Here is a 17,157-nt window from a genome sequence, read left to right as displayed (position 1 = left end):
CTTCTCTACTTTCTTGGATTAGACCATCCACTTATTCAAAGTACGCACATAGCGCGAACGCACAATGAGGAAGTAAACCGCCTGTGCCGCAAGGAAAGCGGCAGATACCGTCAAGGCGGGGCCAAGCGATTTGGCAACGCCGAAACGGTTCATTATAGGACCCAGAACGACGATGGTCTGAACGGTCGAAACCACGATCGGCATAAAAAACAGCAGTGCAATCTGCACAGTCGCCGATTTTCTCATTTCGCCGGCGCTGAGACCGATCTTCGAAAGCGCCCGGTACATTTGACTATCCGCCGCCAGCTCCGTGTGAAGCTTGAAATACAGGAAACTTGCGGTCGATATCGAGAAAATAAGCGCGATGAACACCCCGATAAACCGGAATAGCGATGTACCCTGCTGCATCTGCAAAAAGTCATGGGCGCGGGTCGACATGAAGCTGTCCGTTTCACGCTTCTTTTGAAGCTCGTCGTGCCAGGCCAGAAGTTTGTCGCCGGTAACGGATTCGGGGCTGTCCGGTGCGGGCAGCCTGCCCGTATTCCATTCCGGAACAAGATAAACAAAGCTCCGGGAGCGGAACGGACTATCTTTTTCGGAGACGCTTTTCAGCCGCTTAAACTCTTGATCCTCCAGGACGAGCACCGTCCCGGAGCTGTACAGAGAAGCCAGCGATTCCGCGTTTCGCGTCTGTTTCACGTGCAAAATACCGGGCAGGTCTTTCAATTCGACGGGTCCTTCCGAAATGTCTGCCGCTCCCGCTTCTTTCGTGTAAACGACAGCGGCTTCCCCGGTATTTATGGGTCCGAATCGAGGCAGTCCTTTGCCGAAAGCGTCCGCGATCTTGTTATATTCACTCTCGGAAACCAGATCCACATAGGAACCCGGTTTTCCTTTGAGCAAGGCGTAGAACGAGTTTGTTTCCAGCCGTTTGTAGGCCGTTCCCGCGTCCTTCAGCATGCCGTCGATAACTCTCAATTCTTTATCGGCGTTATCCGGATCGTAAGACGTATATTGAATGGCCGCAGGGTTGTTTAAATAATACGCCCGGTTCTCCTGCTCGAAAGACAGGACGAAGCCTGCACTCATGCAGGACACGGAAGTCACGACCGTCACCAGAAACAGCATTCGTGCGTTATCTTTCAGCTTGTAACTGAACTCCGATACCCACAGCAGTCGTGTCCCACGCCACACTCTTTTCCGGTTGCGCTTCACGGCGCGGGTTGCCAGCACGGTGAGCTGCGAATAAAAAAGATACGTCCCCGCAATTCCCGCGGCTGCGGCGATAAAGATATTGGCGGGTTCCACTTCCCCGATCCGCAGCGCCAGAAAACCTACGGCGAGCAGAATAAAGCCGAGCAGGCAGAGCCAGATCGACAGCTTCGGCTCTTTTTTAGGCTTCTTGCTGCCGTTCAGCAGCTCAAGAACGTTATTTTTACGGATAAAAAACAGCGTAAGCACGGAAATGACCAAGAACAAGAGAGCGAAGCAGACCGCAGTCAGAAGAATCGCCCGGAACGGCCAGTAAAACGGCAAATCTTCCATTCCGGTCATTTTCACACTGATCAGCAGAAACAGTTTCGACAGGAAAATTCCGCTGAAAATGCCCGTCACGATAGAAGCTCCCCCGACCAGCATATTTTCCAGAAAAATCAGCCGGTTGACCTGGCCGGAGTCGGCACCGAGAATCGTTAGAATGCCGAATTCCTTGTTCCTGGATTTAAGAAACATGCTGATGGAATACAGAACGAAAAAAAACGAAAAAATGAACACGACATACGCGGCGGCCTGCATCCCGGCCCGGGTCATCGGTCCCATCAGGGAGCGGTCGAGCTGGGGATGATAAATGAAGACGGCATACGTGAAAAAGATCATCACCATAAACGCGCTGCTCAGGAAATAGGCAAAATAAGCCCCGCCGTTGCGTTTGACGTTATTAAACGCGAATCGAGGAAAGTTCATTGCTATTCCCTCCCCAGAAAGACAGTGTGTCGATGATGTTCTGGAAAAATGTCTGTCTGCTGTCGCCCCGGTGAATTTCGGCGGCAAGCTTTCCGTCTTTGATAAAAACGATGCGCTGGCAGTAGCTCGCCGCGAGCGGATCGTGCGTCACGAGCATGAGCGTCGTCCCTTCACGCTCGTTGATTTCGGCAAGAGACTCCATTACGACGCGCGAGGCGTTGGAGTCCAGAGAGCCCGTCGGTTCGTCCGCAAGGAGCAGAACCGGCGAAGTGATGACGGCCCTCGCGATGGCCGTCCGCTGGCGCTGTCCGCCGGATATCTCGTACACGCGTTTGCCGAGAATATCCGTAATGCCCAGACGCGCGGCGACTTCTTCCAGCTTGCGCTCCATTTCGCCGAGCTTGCGGTTGTCCAGCGTCAGCGGCAGCACGATGTTTTCGGCGACCGTGAGCGTATCCAGCAGGTTGAAATCCTGGAAGACGAAGCCGAGCTGCCTGCGGCGGAATACCGCCAGTTCTTTTTTCTTCATCCGGTACGGGTTTTGACCGTTGATGCTCACTTCTCCCGAGCTTGGCCGGTCAATGGTCGACACCATGTTCAGCAGCGTCGTTTTGCCGCTTCCCGAAGGGCCCATAATACCGACGAACTCGCCTTTTCCTATCGTTAAATGAATATCGGTCAGAGCTTGGGTCACGACTTTGCCCGGATACGTTTTATGAAGAGCTTTTACTTGCAAAACATCCATATTTCTCACTCCTGTCCCGGAATGTCCGTCCGGTTGTTGTTCATGAATCAGCCAGCCTACCCCTACTGTACAAAAAGCCGGGCCGTCCGGCTATGGATTTACCTTAACTCATCCTTACAATCGCTTTAAGATTATGTTCGGTTTTCTGTTCGGAAGTATTCCGTGGAGCGCCCCTGCGGGCAAAAAAAAACGCTGCATTACGCAGCGCCTGTCTTAAACGGGTGTCTTCGGTCTTCGGTCTTCGGTCTTCGGTCTTCGGTCTTCGGTCTTCGGTCTTCGGTCTTCGGTCTCCGGTCTCCGGTCTCCGGTCTCCGGTCTCCGGTCTCTGATCTCCCGCCCCACTCTCCGGGCTTCGTTCAGGTCCCGTTTCCCGGCCGGAAAATGATCCGCACGGTCGTGCCCGCTCCCGCCTCCGATTGCAGCTCGACGGCATGCCCGAGCTTCCCGGCGATTTCTTTGACCAGGTAGAGGCCCATTCCCGTGGATTCGTGATACTGCCTGCCCCGCTGGCCCGTAAAGTACGGGTTGAACACCCGCTTTAAATCTTCCGGGGCGATCCCGATCCCCTGATCCGTAATTTCAAGCACAGTGGCACTGCCCTGCCTCACGGCGGCAATCGTGACACTGTCGCCTTTGCCGGCGGAATAGTTAACGGCATTCGTCAAAATCTGGCCGAGCATAAACCGCAGCCATTTCCGGTCCGTGTACACTTCCAGACTCTCCCCGACAAGAAGCTTCGCGGCAATTCCCTTGCGGATAAAAAGGCGCCGGTTTTCCGCCACCGATTCGCTCACTATCCGCAGAAGGTTCGCCGGCTCCACGCGGAAATCTTCATTGAACCGGTCCAGCCGCGACGTATAGAGCACCGTCTCCAGCCCTTTGCGCATGCGGTCGAGTTCTTCCTGCAGGCTCTGCATATGCTCGTCTTCCAGCTCGCGGAGCGTAAGCTGCATGACCGACAGCGGGGTTTTCATCTGGTGGACCCAGCGGTTCATAAACTCGATGTGCCTGTCCATCCTGCTTTGAGACTCGTGAAGCCGCTTCTCGTAAGCCTGCTCCTTCACGCGGAGCACCTCACGGAACGCCTCGGCAAGGGGCGAATCGCCCGGGATCTCGAAACTGCCGTCCGCGGCGGACGAAGGATCGTCCAGGCGCTTGTAAAGCATGCTCTGCTGCCAATACCGGAACAAGAAGTACACGAGGAGCACGGCAAAGCTGATCGCCATCCCGTACAGCACGATGCCCGGAGGCCGACCTTCTCCGCTCAGCCAGTAGAGTGCGGGCACCAGCAGCATCTGGGCCAGATAAAACAGCAGCAGCGGCTTGTGGTCCTTCCAGAACAGGCTCATATCTGTTCGGCAGGCGGCGCGCCGAAGCGGTAGCCGGCCCCTCTTACGGTCTCCACGGCCTGCCGGCAGCCCAGCTCCTTAAGCTTTTTGCGGACGCGGGTAATATATACGTTCAGTGTGTTGTCGTCTATAAAGTGCTGATCTTCCCACATCAGATCCAGCAGCCGTTCCCGGCCGACTACACGGCCCTGTTTCTCCATAAGGGCCTCCAACAGCACGGACTCCTTCTGCGTCAGTTCGGCGGAACGGCCGTCCACGCTGACGACGTACCGCTCCGGATACAGCACGAGCGATCCGCATTTGACGGTTCTTTCTTCCTGTGCCTGGGCATACGAGCCGTAAGCCCTCCGCAGATGACTGCGGATTTTGGCCAGAACGATTTCCATATCGTAAGGTTTCGTTATATAATCGTCCGCCCCGTTCTCAAGCGCCATAACCTGATCCATCTGGCTGTCCCGGGCCGATATAAAAAGAATGGGACAGATGGAATGAGCGCGGATCTGGCGGCACCAGTAAAACCCGTCATAGCTCGGCAGGTTGATATCCAGCAGAATCAGCTGCGCTCCGGACGCCAGAAATTCTTCAAGTACACGGCTGAAATCGCCCGCTTCATCCACCTCGAACCCGTATTTGACCAGATAGGAACGCAGAAGGCCGGCGATTTTGGGATCGTCCTCCACAATGAAAATTTTATACATCTCAGCCTCACAACCTCTTCAGCAGTTAAATAGCGGAACAGTTTTACATTACCATGCCGCTAAAATCGGTGCAAAGCAGAGTGCTTTTATGCCGCCTGTCAACTCGGGACTCTTTTTTCGTTTTCGTACTCTGTTTGTAAAACTCATTGCGATATCCCTCTCCTTACTCTGGTGCTCATCTTCACCGCCGCCTCACATCAAAAAAGCTGCCGGTTTCCCGGCAGCTTCACATTTACACAGCCTTTCGCCGATCAGAACGGCTTCATTCCCAGCGTATCCAGCTTCTCACCGGTAATATCGAGGCCCATACGGCTGGTTATATCCCGGTAATGGGCCGCACGGCGGGTCTCAGGCTGATTTTCTTCCAGCCCGTTAAGCACCATCGTCGTGATGCCGAATCCGGCGGGCTTCAGTCCTTTAACGGCCTGTTCTTTCGTCGGTTTCCATTTACCGACTATCACATCGTGCGCGGAAGGCTTCGGAGATTGAGGCGTCATCCAGAACAAAATCGCCGTCATGAAACCGACTTTTCCTTCGGCCGCCACGATTTCGGGATTTTTAAGCAAAATGTTCTTGTCTCCGTAAATGATGGAACTGAACAAGCCGTAGTTGAAGTTCCAGCTGAGCATGATCGGTCCGCGCCCGTAATAGCGCTTATCCCCGAATCCCGGGTACAGCTTGGAGCTGTCTGGATCGACGAAGTTGGACATGTTCTGGCCCGTTCTGCCGGCTATGTTCTCGTTCCAGAACAGCCCCCAGCGCAGCGGTCCGCCCGGAGCCGCATCCCAACCGCCGCCCGTTTCATGGGAGAGGTGAGCCATCAGAGCGGCCAGTTCCCGCTTGCGGTTTTTCTTCGTGCCTTCTTTCAGAAAGGTGCCGTAATCCACGATTTCGGTTTCGATGATTTTGTTCCGGTTGGCTTCCGAATTAAAGTCGGCCGAACGGGAAACTAACGTTTCCGTCTTCCCTTCTTTATCCAGCCGGAAAACTTCCTGTGAATTTTTGGAGCCTTTCCGCGTGCTGACCTTGTACTTGATATTCGCCGCTTCGGTTACAGCCTGGATAAGATTGTCGTACGAAAAATAATCGGTCTGGTTTTCCTTGTAATATTCTTTTCCTTTGGCCGCTTCAAACCACTGGGCCGAACCGAGCCTGTATGGAAACAGTTCCTCGTAGTCCTTTTGCGGCAGAGCCGCTTTGACAGCCTCTACGGCCTTATCCGGACTGTATTCAGGCTCGATACCGTCCCATTCTTTACGGATTTCCCTGGAATTGAGAACACGACTCTCACCGACTTCAAGCGAGCTCCCCTGAGTTAAACGCTTATGTTTCCCCCAGTTTCTGTAAGCGTTATCATTTTCGTTTTTATGAGAGGAAATAGAAGTTCCCGACTCAACGGCATGCGACGTTTCCGATGCTGCAAGCGCTTGCACAGGTGACAAAAGAATGGCGCTCCCCAGAGCGAGACAGAGGGCACGATATACAAACCGGGTAGAGAGCGGATATTTCCATTGAGACATAATCATTCTCCTTTAACTATAAATATTTGTTTGTATTACTAATCTATAGGAAAATGGATATTAATGTATATAGTCTTATAATCCTATGGAAAACAGGACCATTTAACTAAGTAATGCGTCACTCAGGCATCGGTTTAATGGATTAAAACAAGAAAGTCTGGCCCGAGAAGAACTGCGCTCTAACAAAAACAGTCGCAGCTCATGTTAAACACACAAAAAAAACGGCTGCGGGAACGGCCGTTTTTTGTCGGTTGGCATTTAACCGCGGCTGTCGCGGCGGTACTGTTCGGGCGTTTTTCCCGTGTCTTTGAGGAACGCCCGGTAAAACTGGCTCGCGCTTGAGAAACCGAGTCCCGCACTGATCGCCGTAACGGTTTCGTTTGTCCGGACAAGCAGCCGCCGGGCCTCCCGCATTCTCAGTTTCAGCACGGTTTGATGAGGAGTCAGCCCTGCCGCCGCTTTGAAGGACCGGATGAAATGATACCGGCTTTGCAGGGCGATGGCCGACAGAGTTTCGACGGAAATCGCGGATTTGTAATGGGCATGGATATAGTCCCAGGCCTCCCGCAAATGAGGGTCCGCTATGGAAACGGTCAGCTCCGTCTCCTGTCCGCCCGCCGCCGGCACCCCCGTCTCCAGCATCCGCTTTACATCAAGCACCACGAGGCTTTCGGCGGCCCGCAGGCTGTGCTCGTTCCGGGAATTGATCAAGCCGGACGTCCAGACTCCGAACTTTTCGTCCGCTTCGGAGGGGTTCACGTCGAGCCGGTTTCCGCAGCCTTCCGGTACGGGAAAGAGACTTTCGTGCAGCTTAACAATCAGTACGCTTTCCCCCGGTCCCGTCCTGAAATGATGCTCCTCGGCGGGACGCTGGAACAGCACTTCTCCTTCCGCCAAGCGGTAGTTTCTGCCTGATTGCGTAAACTCACAGGCTCCGCGGACAGAGATGGTCACCTGAAACCAGTCGGGATGGCTGTGCGGCTCGTTCTTATATGCTTCCTCATATTTGTACAATTCGAGACGGCCGGTTGTCATTTCCAGCTTCATGGGCCTGAACCTCCCCGCAATAGCGAAAATTGCTTTTTATTGATCCTGATCCGGCACAATTGGTATCGACAGCGTCTCCAACTGTCTTTATGATGAATAAAAAGCTAGGGAAACTTTCCTTTCCCCAATTCACGAAAATGGAGACGAAAACTATGGATAGTGCGATCATCGAACTAAAAGATGTAACCTGGAAAACAGGAAACAAGGAATTGCTCAAAGGGGTCACCTGGACGGTACGGCCTAAAGAGCATTGGGCTCTTCTCGGCTTGAACGGGTCCGGCAAAACGACGCTGCTTAATCTCATTAACGGCTATATCTGGCCGAGCCGCGGCTCCGTAACCGTGCTCGGTCACCGGTTCGGAGAAATCGATCTGCGTGAACTGCGGCAGTCGATCGGCTGGGTAAGCTCTTCTCTGCAGGACAAATTGTACGGCACGGACAAAGCCCAAATGGTCGTCATCAGCGGAAAGTACGCTACGATCGGCTTGTACGAACGGCTTACGGATGATGATTTGAACCGGGCCGAAGCCCTTATGCGCACGATGGGCTGTCTGCATCTGTGGGACCGCGAATTCCGGACCTGCTCCCAGGGCGAAAAGCAGAAAGTTCTCATCGCCAGAGCGCTGATGGCCGAGCCGAAGCTGCTGATTCTGGACGAGCCGTGCAATGGGCTCGATTTGTTCTCGCGCGAGAAGCTCCTGGAAAGCATCGGCGAACTGACGCGTCAGGAACAGGCGCCGACCCTGATCTACGTCACCCATCATACCGAAGAAATTCTTCCGGTATTCGGACATACGCTTCTGCTCAGGCAGGGAGAGGCCGTGCGTCAGGGAGCGACCGGCGAGCTGATGAACTCCGCTGTGCTGAGCGAGTTTTTCGAAGCGCCGGTTCAGGTGGACAACCACGACGAGCGCTTCTATGTACGCGTGACATGAACGGGGCTGCCGCTGCCCTCCCTCTAAAGCAGACGGCTGCGTCTTTCCGCTTTGCTTGAGCCTGCCGCGGGTATGTCATGCCTCAACACGCGGTGGTCTCAGAGCCAAGCGGAGAAAAAATACCCCGCGCCGCAAGCGGCAGACAACATCCGCTTTGGATGAACCTTCCCCAGCCGTCCGGCAGGACTGCGGCTACCCTTCGCTTTCGTCCGTTCCGCGCCAATACTGGCGCGTTCCCTCATCCCGGATCACGAAGCCGAGTTTGGCGATTTCGCGCCGCAAATCCGCCGCTTCTTCCTTTTCCTTCTTCTGCAGCGCCCGTTCGCGCGCTTTCAGGAGCGCATTGACAGGCGGGCTGACGCCGGGCATATCGGGCACCCACCTGGCGTACCGGTCCCTGTACGGGTCCCCATCGCCCGACCAGGGGTAGCCGAACGGTTCTAACGCGGCGGGAAGGCTTTCCGCGGGAGCCTCATACGTTTCGCGGGCCAATTCCCGGCCGGCGGCTCCCAGAATAACCATTTGTTTGCCGTCCATAAACACGGTACGGACCGACTCATGGGGAATTCTCTGCACCTTATTGTCCTTTTTCAGCTGAATTTCTTGCTCCGATAAGGTGACAAACACGATTTCCTTAAACGCCTGTCCCGTAAACCATAGACCTGCTCCGGCGCCGAGCAAGGCGGTAAGGAGCGCTATCCAGGAACCGTGGAAAGAAGTAATCACTTCAATGGGACCCTGAAACGGGATCCAGGGAAGCTTAAGGGCCAACCTCGCAAGACTGGGCACAAAATAACCCAGAATACCTCCCAGCAGGACCGGTCCGGCAAGCAGTATAATCCGCGACGCCTTATCGAGTCCGACGGTTACCTCCTGCTGTCGTGTAGGGAAACTTGTCAAATGAAATCACCTGCTTTGCTTAAAATAATCACCGGCGGTAACAGAATTTCGTGCAGTCGCAGAGCTTCAGCCGTGAATCAATACGCCTCTGACAGCTTCGCTCCACACTTCTCTAACGTCCGGCTTGAAGCCCATCAGCATGAAGTTGCTTAAATTGTCGATGACGAGCGCAAGAACGTATGCCTTCGCCGAAATTTTTTCCGGAGCGACGACGCCAAGCTCAACGCCTTTTTGCATCAAGGCCGTGAAGCCAAGCAGAAAATCTTCTTCGATCTCATAGAGCCGCTGCTTGTAAACGTCCTGACGGCTTACGGCCAGCAGGAATTCGTTCAATACACGCAGAACGCTGTATTCTTCTTCTTCACTCGGAAGCATTTTCAATCCGTTCTCGACAAGCAGAGTCTGAAAGTTTTCTTTTGTAAATTCGTCGGGCTTGAAATAGTGGGAAAACGTGTAGTCCCGGAACGTTTCCTCGAAAATGAACGAAATCAGCGCCTCTTTCGAAGAAAAATGATAATAGATGGCGGGTTTCGTGATCCCGACTTCGGCCGCAATCATAGAGAGGCTTGTTTTATCGATGCCATGCTCCGCAAACAGCTTGAAGGCGGCTTCGAGGATCTGTTGATGGGTCTGATTATTGGACATGGATTTTTCTCCCTCACTGCTGCTATTCATTTTACTTACCGATAGGTAAAATTATAACACAACGCTTTCGTCAATTAAACCTTCTCTTTATTTCGCTCTCTTAAAAAACAAAAGCCGCCGGATTTCCGGCAGCCTTTTGTCAACGTTCGGCGGGCATTTCTTTTAACGCATTCGTCCCTTATTCGGCTTTAACCAAACGACTGAGGTCCGTCTAATACTTCCGGTTCGTCAAACGGAGAACTTCGGCCAGATCGGCCGGCTGTCCCGTCTGTTCCTTATAAAAACCGTTCCGGACGACGCGATCCACGAACAGGATGCCGTTCAAATGATCCATCTCGTGCTGGATGCAGCGGGCCAGATAACCCTCCCCTTCCAGCTCGCATGTATTCCCGCTCCTGTCCAGCGTCGTAATCTTCACGTATTCCGCTCTTTTCACGATGCCCGCAAAGCCCGGATAAGATAAACACGCCTCGGGCCCGGTTTGTTCTCCGCTCATGTCCACAATTTGGGGATTTATAAGCTCAATCAAACCCTCCCCGCAGTCCATCACAATGATACGGCGAAGAATACCTACCTGAGGAGCGGCCAATCCCGCTCTTCCTTCCTCCGCGTACAAAGTATCCGTCATATCATCCAGCAATTTGAGCACTCTCGCGTTAATTTCCTGGACGGGCTTCGCTTCTTTTCTTAAGATGGGATCTCCGAAAGGAAGGATTTTTTTTACGGCCACGGGCTTCAACTCCTTATAAAATAACCGGCTTAAGCGCCTCTCCTGCCGGACGGCTTGTGAACCCACAAATCTCCCGGCGTACAGTCCAGTGCGGTACATAAAGCGTCAAGCGTGTCCGCTTTCATCTGTTTCGGCGTTTCGTTCAACAGAGCGGAAATGGAAGGGGCCGACAAGTCGTAACCGGCTTTCTCCTTCAGCAGACGCGCAAGTGCGGCGCCGGTCCACAGTCCTCTTTCAGCCATGATTTTCCGCAGCATCCAGATCAGCAGAACACTCACCTCCAGATAATAATTAGGTATTGCCTTAATTAGTTAGGTACTACCTAATATATCATATGCAGGATCTCCCGGAAAGATGATTATCCTCCCCTTCTTCTGCTCCAGCCGGATTAATTACCTGACAAAAAAAGAAACCCGCTGCCGCATCGGACAGGGGTTTCGCCGCAGTCGGAGGAGCCCGGTGCACTCCTCTTTTTTAAGGCCGCTTGACGTTTTTGTCTTCACTGACGCGCCCCCGGTCGGACCGGGCATCGATTTCTTTAATCAGCCGGCACAATTTGTTCAGCGAGCTGTCCAGTTTATCCAGCTTTTCGCCCATCGTCTGCAGCACGTAACGGAGCAGAACGAAGCAGAGCGTAACCGGAAAGCCGACATTCGTCACCAGAGACACCAGACTTTCGGCAGTCAGATCCATCCTTTTTTTCCTCCTTTCCGCCTCATTTTGTAGGGTAAAAAATGTGTCTTTTTTACAACAAATGAGGTATAATAAAGAGAGGAAAACAAGAACATACGTTCTATTTTCGGTTGTAAAAAGCCGACTGGAATTACCCTATTAGATAAAGACGAAGGGGTGATTTTTTATGTCTCAGCAGTCTACTTTGGTGGAGAAATACAGAAAGGAAGTGTACCGGATCGGGTGGCGCATCCAATATAAAGCCCGGGTGCTCAGCAACCGCGAATATGCGGCGTCGGACAACGGCTGGGCCTTTACGGCACGGGGTTTTGCCGAAAGCTCCGACAGCAAACTGGACACGCTCGCCATGATCCAGTCTCTCCCTTCCCGGACGGGCAGGGACGTGCTCCATCAGCTTTATATCCAGGATAAAACGGAAGCGCAGGTCGCCAAAGACCTCAATATGTCCCAACAGGCGGTGAATAAATGGAAAAGGAAAATGCTCCGCTTCCTATCTCAGACGAAGAATTTCTCCAACTCGTCCGGCTAAGCAAGGACGGAGACCCCGAAGCCATGCTCCGGCTGCTGCAAGTTTTCGAAGACGATATTCTGAAAATAAGCCGTTACATCCGGATGTCGCGCGAAGACGCCGTCCAAAGCATCGTGACAGACTTTATCGCGCTGGTGAAACAAAGCGAGGATTTTCCTCCTTCACCCGCCCCGAACCCGGACAAGTCCTGACGAAATACCCGCGAATGGGTAAAGCCACCTGAAAAATCTCCTTTCCCAAGGAGATTTTTTTTAGTTTCGGTTGTTAATAGCCCCCCTTTTTTACCTACATAGATGAGAAGGGAAAACGAGGCGGCGGAAACGGAAGCGGAGTCCTTCCTTCCCGCTGCGGCTCCATCGGATTCCCGTCTACATTTCATTAGGAGGCTGATCGTATGAGTTACCATATTATTGCCAATTTCCCTGCCAACCGGGACAACAAGGGAACCCTGAAAATGTACGACGGAAGCGGAGCGCTCGTCTTCGGTCCGGTCGAAGCGCTGGGACGCGGCTCGAACGATCCCGCCAACAACAATAACCACGCCAACTGGAAGATGACGAATGCCGATACGCCGACCGGCGTGTATGCCGCTTCCGTCATCGGTGCCGGGACGCCGCAGTCTTCGTACGGCCCGTACAGCCGGGTCAATCTCGATCCGACGAGCGGCAACGCGCTTATCGCGGAGAATAACGGCCGTTTCGGCTTTATGATCCACGGCGGCGACGCGTCCACGGACTCTTCCGCTTCGTGGTATCCGCTGAGACCCACATACGGCTGTATCCGTTTGTCCAACAGCAACCAGAATGCGCTGATCAACAAAATCAAATCCGTCGGCGGCAGCGGTAAGCTGACCGTAAACAACATCTGACGCCAAAAAAGGCGGGGAACTTTCCCCCGCCTTTTTCCCCTGCTTTCGTCACGCGCCGCTGCCGGGCGCATGATCCGCCCCGACCGCTTCGGACAGGCTGCCGAATCCGTCCAGCTTCAGCAGGTCCAGCAGCTCGCTGCTGCATGCCCGGTTGATGCCGGGTCCTTTGTAAATAAAGGACGTGTAGATTTCAACGAGGGAGGCGCCCGCACGGATTTTATCGTACACGTCCCGGGCCGTGAAGATACCGCCCGACCCGATGATTTTCAGCGTTCCCCCGCTCTGCTTATAAATACTGCGGATAATCTCCGTCGATTTCAGATGCAGCGGTTTTCCGCTGAGTCCGCCGGTTTCCTCCCTGTGGGGATGAGTGAGCCCGCTTCTCGTCACGGTCGTATTGGCCGCTATGACGCCCGGTATTCCGTGCTTCATGATTTTGCCGATCATGTTTTCGAGCTCTCCGCCGTCCATATCCGGCGCAATTTTTACAAAAACGGGCTTGTCCCCCCGGTGGCGGGCGTTGAGTCGCTCCGTTTCTGCCGTAATGCGGATCAGCAGTTCATCCAGTTCGCTCCCGTGCTGAAGCTTACGGAGATCGGGCGTGTTGGGCGAGCTGATATTGATGATAAAAAAGTCCGCGTACGGATACAAGGAACGAAGACACTTCGTATAGTCCTCATGCGCTTTCTCGTTGGGCGTCTGTTTGTTTTTGCCGATGTTGATGCCAAGCGGAATTTTGAGAACGCTGCAGCTCTCCAGCCGTTCCTTCATGGCGTGAATGCCTCCGTTGTTGAAACCCATCCGGTTAATCAGAGCCTCGTCGTCGGGCAGGCGGAACAGGCGCGGGCGGTCGTTTCCCGCTTGACCGACGGGCGTGACGCTGCCCACTTCCATAAACCCGAAGCCCATCGAAGAAAGAGCGGGCACCGCCCGGGCATCTTTGTCCAGACCCGCAGCCAGGCCGATGGGACTGGGAAACCGGATTCCCAGCATTTCGCTGGCCAGCCGGGGTTCCTCCCTGACTCCGTACAGCTTCTCAAGCAGATACAGAAGTCCGGGCTGCCGCTGGATTCTCTGCAAATTCCGCAAAACGAAGTCATGAGCTTCCTCAGGCTCCATTCTAAAGAGCATGGGCTTCACCAAGGCTTCATAAATCAACTGATTTCCTCCCCTTTTCAGACTAACCGCGAGGCCGGAGGCGACATGCAGGCCGGCTTCGCTGTTGACGGTCAGGCGGTACCGTGAAGCTGCAGGTAGGTGCCGATCCTGTCCAGCAGATCTTCCCTATTCCCCTGAGTCCGCATGTACGCCACAATATCCCGGATGCCCGCTACCGAATAGATGTTGACATCATAGGCCAAGGCGGCTTCCTCTAACGCGGAGAGGCGTCCCTGCTGCCCCTTTTCCTCCCTATCCAGCGCAACCAGGAAAGCCGAGAGCCGGCCGCCCTGGCTTTCGATCAGTTCCTTCGTATCTTTGATCGTCCTGCCCGAGGTCAGCACATCGTCCACCGCCAGCACGTTTTTGCCCGCGATTCCGGACCCGATAATATTTCCGCCTTCCCCGTATGCCTTCGGTTCCTTGCGGTTAAAGGCGAAATTCGCGTTGATTCCGTGTCCGCTGAACAAAGCGAGCGCTGTCGCAAGCGAGATCGGGATCCCCTTGTACGCCGGCCCGAAAATCACGTCATATTCGATTTGTTCCCGCACAATCGTCGAGGCATAGAACGAACCCAGTGCCGTTAATTTCCTGGAATCGTCGAATGAGCCGAAATTAAAGAAATATGGGCTGACCCGTTTCGATTTCAAAATAAATTCGCCGAACCGGATGATCCCTTCGTCCACAACAAATTTGGAAAACGATTCTCTCGTTTGTTCCACACTTCGTCCTCCGTTTCTTATACACATTGTGCCTGCAGACCGTGCCCCTTTATCTACCGCATCATCACGTTAAGGTTTCCTGCCGGCTTAAATTCGTAAATGCCTTCTGCCGCAGCCTATCCCCCAGTTCTGCTCTGTCGAGCAGCTTGATTTCTTTGGCGATCAGCCACTCGTCGTCATAGAACTGGTCGAGGTAGTTCGTGCCCGCGTCAGGTATGATCGCGACTGCGGAAGAATCTTCGCTGTGCCTGAGCCAGGCCAGCGCGGTGAACACGGTAAGTCCGCCCGATCCGCCCATCAGAATGCCGTGATCACGTGCAAGCAGGCGGCAGACGGAGATCGCTTCCTGATCGCTCGACAGGCTTACCGCATCAAGCACGGACGTATCCGTGTTCGCGCTTCTCCAGCTGAGGCCGACTCCGTTGATCAGGTAAGGCGCAAACGGCTGACCGAACACGGCGGAGCCCGTCACGTCACAGGCAACCACGCGCAAGTGCGGCTTGTGTTCTTTGACAAATCTTCCGATTCCGCAGAGGTGGCCGCCCGTGCTGACGGCCCCCACGATCGAATCGACCGGAAGGTCCGCGATTTCCTTCGCCGTCGTCTCCGCATGATAGGCCGGATTGGACGGATTGTCGTACTGATTTGACCAGAAAGCGCCGGGATACTTGTCCAGCAGCTGCTGAACGCGGTTGAGCCTGGCTCTCTGAAATCCGCCTTCCGAAGCGGGTGTCGTGACCATATCCACCTCGGCTCCGTACGCCTGGTACCATTTCAGCAGGCTGGCACTCACTTTCGGATCGACTACAATGATGACTTTAAATCCGTAAACCGCCCCCAGCATCGCCAGGGATTTGCCGAGATTGCCGGATGTGGATTCGATCAGGATGGAACCGGGGCGGATTTTGCCTTCCGCCATGGCCGCTTTGACCAGTCCGAGCGCCGTTCTGTCCTTTATGCTGAAGTTCGGATTGAAATAATCGAGCTTGAGATAAAGCTTTTTGCCGGACGGGACAAGTTTATCGTCCAGCGAGACGACCGGCGTGTTTCCAATACACTCCGTAATATCGGTATGAATCATCATTTCACCCCACGATTTTGATTTGACTCGTATCCGCTTTGGTAAGGCAGACGCACTCTTCCCGGGTTACGAGAACCGGGTCTTCGACGTGCAGCGCACCGAGGCCGAATTCGTAATACGGCGTTTCAATGGAAAGTACCATCCCCTCTTCGATCACATCTCCGCTGCCCGGAGCCAGGATAGGCAGCTCATAAGGTTCCAGGCCGATACCGTGACCGACATGGTGCCTTCTGTAGGCGGTAAAACCTGCCTCGTGCACCGCGTTCATCGTCAGATGAAAAACGTCGCTGCCCGTCATCCCCGGTCTTACCTGACGGATGGCCTCCTGCTGCCCCGTATACAAAGCATCGTACTTTGTATACTCGGGTTTAAGCGTCCTGTAAGCGACTACCCTCGCGATATCCGCCCAATATCCGTCGCAGACGATATCGCAGTCGAACCAGAGCAGATCTCCGGGCTGCAGCCGGATGTCCCGGCTCGGCCTGCGCTGGCCGCCTACCGCATGCCGGCCCGCTTTGATCATCGGCAGAACGGCTAGACCGCCCCGAGCGGCGACAGCGGTCGAAAAGACGGCCGCGATCTCATGCTCGGTAATACCTTCGCGAAGCTCTTGAATAACCTGCCCGATCGCGTAGTCGATGCATTCGGCCGAATACGCGAGGGCATCGGTTTCCGCCTGCGTCTTCACGGCCCTTATGTGCCGGAGGAGAGCGGCGCCTTCGATGAATTCGCCCTGCGGATGCCGGCCGCGGATTGAACCGAATACGGAGGCCGTAATCCCGTCTTCGTCCAGCGCAACCCGATCGGCGGACAGATTCAGACGGGCGAGCAGAACCGCGAGCGCTTCCTCGGGACCGGCCTGGCTCTTCTGTACGTCCGACAAGTATTTCAGCCGCTCTTCTTCTACAGGCAGCGATCCCCCGTCCGGATGTTCCCTGTAGAATGTGCCGTATGTGACGACCTGCCCGATGTTCGAGCGGGCATCGAGGATCTGGTCGATTTCACCTACGGAGTGCACGACATGCACCTCTTCGGGCGAATCCGCCGTTACGACCGCGTAGCACTGCCCACGGTACGGATTCAATGTTTTCACAACCGGCTCGAATCCGGTCAAGTAGCGGATATTTTCTTTGGTCGTCGCTATGGCCGCCGCCAATTGATGTTCCTTCAGCTTCGCTTGAAGCCGCTGCGCATTGTACAGCATGGCTCACCTCGTATCGGTTTCGGATTCGTTCTTGATCGCCCGGACCAGGTCCGCTACGGCGGGAGCCAGCAGGTCATGCCGGTCCATCTCGATCCAGCCCGCTTCGCTGATCTCCGAGCAGGGGGCGATTTCCCCGTTCCAGTCCGCTTCGTAGCAGAGAAGTTCGACCTGCGCGTCTTCCTTGTAGGCGGCACCGATCACTGTTCTCATATACGTAATGCTTTCGGGAAGCAGATCTATGTCCAGTTCTTCTTTTAACTCTCTTCGCAACGCGGTCTCCGGCTCTTCCCCCGCCTCGATTTTACCGCCGGGCAGGTACCACCGCTCGTTGTCTCTGACACGGACCAACAGCAGCCGGGCTGCATCCCTTT

General features: G+C 54.4%; 20 protein-coding genes. 4 read left to right on the top strand and 16 right to left on the bottom strand.

Annotated features, from left to right (window positions below):
* Nucleotides 1-18: 18 nt before the first annotated feature.
* The 6 genes from ABC395_RS12180 to ABC395_RS12155 all read right to left on the bottom strand — a co-directional run bounded on the left by ABC395_RS12180 (nucleotide 19) and on the right by ABC395_RS12155 (nucleotide 7,321).
* Nucleotides 19-1,962: an FtsX-like permease family protein gene (locus tag ABC395_RS12180; RefSeq protein WP_413003347.1), complete on the bottom strand. Its 1,944-nt coding sequence runs from the start codon at nucleotides 1,960-1,962 to the stop codon at nucleotides 19-21.
* Entirely contained in the window at nucleotides 1,937-2,707 is a 771-nt protein-coding gene (locus ABC395_RS12175; protein WP_413003345.1) for an ABC transporter ATP-binding protein, read from the bottom strand. The genes ABC395_RS12180 and ABC395_RS12175 overlap by 26 nt, the downstream gene beginning before the upstream one ends.
* 356 nt (nucleotides 2,708-3,063) lie before the next feature.
* Nucleotides 3,064-4,056: a sensor histidine kinase gene (locus ABC395_RS12170; RefSeq protein ID WP_413003343.1), complete on the bottom strand. Its 993-nt coding sequence runs from the start codon at nucleotides 4,054-4,056 to the stop codon at nucleotides 3,064-3,066.
* Nucleotides 4,053-4,754 (bottom strand): response regulator transcription factor, encoded by a 702-nt coding sequence (locus ABC395_RS12165; RefSeq protein WP_413003341.1) that lies wholly within the window; start codon nucleotides 4,752-4,754, stop codon nucleotides 4,053-4,055. Before ABC395_RS12165 ends, ABC395_RS12170 begins: the two co-directional genes overlap by 4 nt.
* Before the next feature lie 251 nt (nucleotides 4,755-5,005).
* The gene (locus ABC395_RS12160) at nucleotides 5,006-6,274 is read right to left on the bottom strand and encodes a chitinase (protein ID WP_413003339.1); all 1,269 of its coding nucleotides are present in this window, start codon (nucleotides 6,272-6,274) and stop codon (nucleotides 5,006-5,008) included.
* A 258-nt stretch (nucleotides 6,275-6,532) separates the two neighbouring features.
* Nucleotides 6,533-7,321 carry a helix-turn-helix domain-containing protein gene (locus ABC395_RS12155; RefSeq protein ID WP_413003337.1) on the bottom strand — a complete coding sequence of 263 codons (789 nt, stop codon included), beginning with the start codon at nucleotides 7,319-7,321 and terminating at the stop codon, nucleotides 6,533-6,535.
* Between the two features lie 152 nt (nucleotides 7,322-7,473).
* On the opposite strand from ABC395_RS12155, the gene ABC395_RS12150 reads away from it, so the two are divergent.
* Nucleotides 7,474-8,256, top strand: coding sequence for an ABC transporter ATP-binding protein (locus tag ABC395_RS12150; protein ID WP_413003335.1), 783 nt, complete (start codon nucleotides 7,474-7,476; stop codon nucleotides 8,254-8,256).
* A gap of 192 nt (nucleotides 8,257-8,448) precedes the next feature.
* Here the strand turns inward: ABC395_RS12150 and ABC395_RS12145 are convergent, their stop codons facing one another.
* The 5 genes from ABC395_RS12145 to ABC395_RS12125 all read right to left on the bottom strand — a co-directional run bounded on the left by ABC395_RS12145 (nucleotide 8,449) and on the right by ABC395_RS12125 (nucleotide 11,224).
* Complete coding sequence (locus ABC395_RS12145) at nucleotides 8,449-9,156, bottom strand: YqeB family protein (RefSeq protein WP_413003334.1); 708 nt, start codon at nucleotides 9,154-9,156, stop codon at nucleotides 8,449-8,451.
* A 66-nt stretch (nucleotides 9,157-9,222) separates the two neighbouring features.
* Nucleotides 9,223-9,801 (bottom strand): TetR/AcrR family transcriptional regulator, encoded by a 579-nt coding sequence (locus ABC395_RS12140; protein WP_413003333.1) that lies wholly within the window; start codon nucleotides 9,799-9,801, stop codon nucleotides 9,223-9,225.
* Nucleotides 9,802-10,012: 211 nt separating this feature from the next.
* Complete coding sequence (gene def / locus ABC395_RS12135) at nucleotides 10,013-10,531, bottom strand: peptide deformylase (RefSeq protein WP_413003331.1); 519 nt, start codon at nucleotides 10,529-10,531, stop codon at nucleotides 10,013-10,015.
* Between the two features lie 29 nt (nucleotides 10,532-10,560).
* Nucleotides 10,561-10,800, bottom strand: coding sequence for a helix-turn-helix domain-containing protein (locus tag ABC395_RS12130; protein WP_413006734.1), 240 nt, complete (start codon nucleotides 10,798-10,800; stop codon nucleotides 10,561-10,563).
* A gap of 205 nt (nucleotides 10,801-11,005) precedes the next feature.
* A complete protein-coding gene (locus ABC395_RS12125) occupies nucleotides 11,006-11,224 on the bottom strand; it encodes a hypothetical protein (RefSeq protein ID WP_413003329.1) in 219 nt (72 codons plus the stop codon).
* 166 nt (nucleotides 11,225-11,390) lie between these two features.
* Between ABC395_RS12125 and ABC395_RS12120 the strand changes: the two genes are divergently transcribed.
* From ABC395_RS12120 to ABC395_RS12110, 3 genes are all read left to right on the top strand, one after another.
* On the top strand, nucleotides 11,391-11,753 hold the full coding sequence (locus ABC395_RS12120; RefSeq protein ID WP_413003328.1) for a DUF1492 domain-containing protein: 363 nt from the start codon (nucleotides 11,391-11,393) through the stop codon (nucleotides 11,751-11,753).
* Entirely contained in the window at nucleotides 11,690-11,944 is a 255-nt protein-coding gene (locus ABC395_RS12115; protein WP_413003326.1) for a helix-turn-helix domain-containing protein, read from the top strand. Before ABC395_RS12120 ends, ABC395_RS12115 begins: the two co-directional genes overlap by 64 nt.
* A gap of 203 nt (nucleotides 11,945-12,147) precedes the next feature.
* Nucleotides 12,148-12,621, top strand: coding sequence for a L,D-transpeptidase family protein (locus tag ABC395_RS12110; RefSeq protein ID WP_413003324.1), 474 nt, complete (start codon nucleotides 12,148-12,150; stop codon nucleotides 12,619-12,621).
* Between the two features lie 48 nt (nucleotides 12,622-12,669).
* On the opposite strand, the gene ABC395_RS12105 is transcribed toward ABC395_RS12110, so the two are convergent.
* From ABC395_RS12105 to ABC395_RS12085, 5 genes are all read right to left on the bottom strand, one after another.
* On the bottom strand, nucleotides 12,670-13,779 hold the full coding sequence (locus ABC395_RS12105) for a quinone-dependent dihydroorotate dehydrogenase (protein ID WP_413003322.1): 1,110 nt from the start codon (nucleotides 13,777-13,779) through the stop codon (nucleotides 12,670-12,672).
* Between the two features lie 71 nt (nucleotides 13,780-13,850).
* Complete coding sequence (gene pyrE, locus ABC395_RS12100) at nucleotides 13,851-14,501, bottom strand: orotate phosphoribosyltransferase (protein WP_413003320.1); 651 nt, start codon at nucleotides 14,499-14,501, stop codon at nucleotides 13,851-13,853.
* 64 nt (nucleotides 14,502-14,565) lie between these two features.
* Complete coding sequence (locus ABC395_RS12095) at nucleotides 14,566-15,582, bottom strand: PLP-dependent cysteine synthase family protein (RefSeq protein ID WP_413006733.1); 1,017 nt, start codon at nucleotides 15,580-15,582, stop codon at nucleotides 14,566-14,568.
* A gap of 4 nt (nucleotides 15,583-15,586) precedes the next feature.
* Nucleotides 15,587-16,786 (bottom strand): M24 family metallopeptidase, encoded by a 1,200-nt coding sequence (locus tag ABC395_RS12090; RefSeq protein ID WP_413003318.1) that lies wholly within the window; start codon nucleotides 16,784-16,786, stop codon nucleotides 15,587-15,589.
* Between the two features lie 3 nt (nucleotides 16,787-16,789).
* Nucleotides 16,790-17,134 (bottom strand): NUDIX hydrolase, encoded by a 345-nt coding sequence (locus ABC395_RS12085; RefSeq protein WP_413003316.1) that lies wholly within the window; start codon nucleotides 17,132-17,134, stop codon nucleotides 16,790-16,792.
* Nucleotides 17,135-17,157: the final 23 nt, after the last annotated feature.

Source organism: Paenibacillus canaveralius, from assembly GCF_047238265.1.
Taxonomy (GTDB): Bacteria; Bacillota; Bacilli; order Paenibacillales; family NBRC-103111; genus Paenibacillus_F.
Note: the sequence above shows the minus strand (reverse complement) of the source record. Positions and strands in the feature narration are given on the sequence as shown.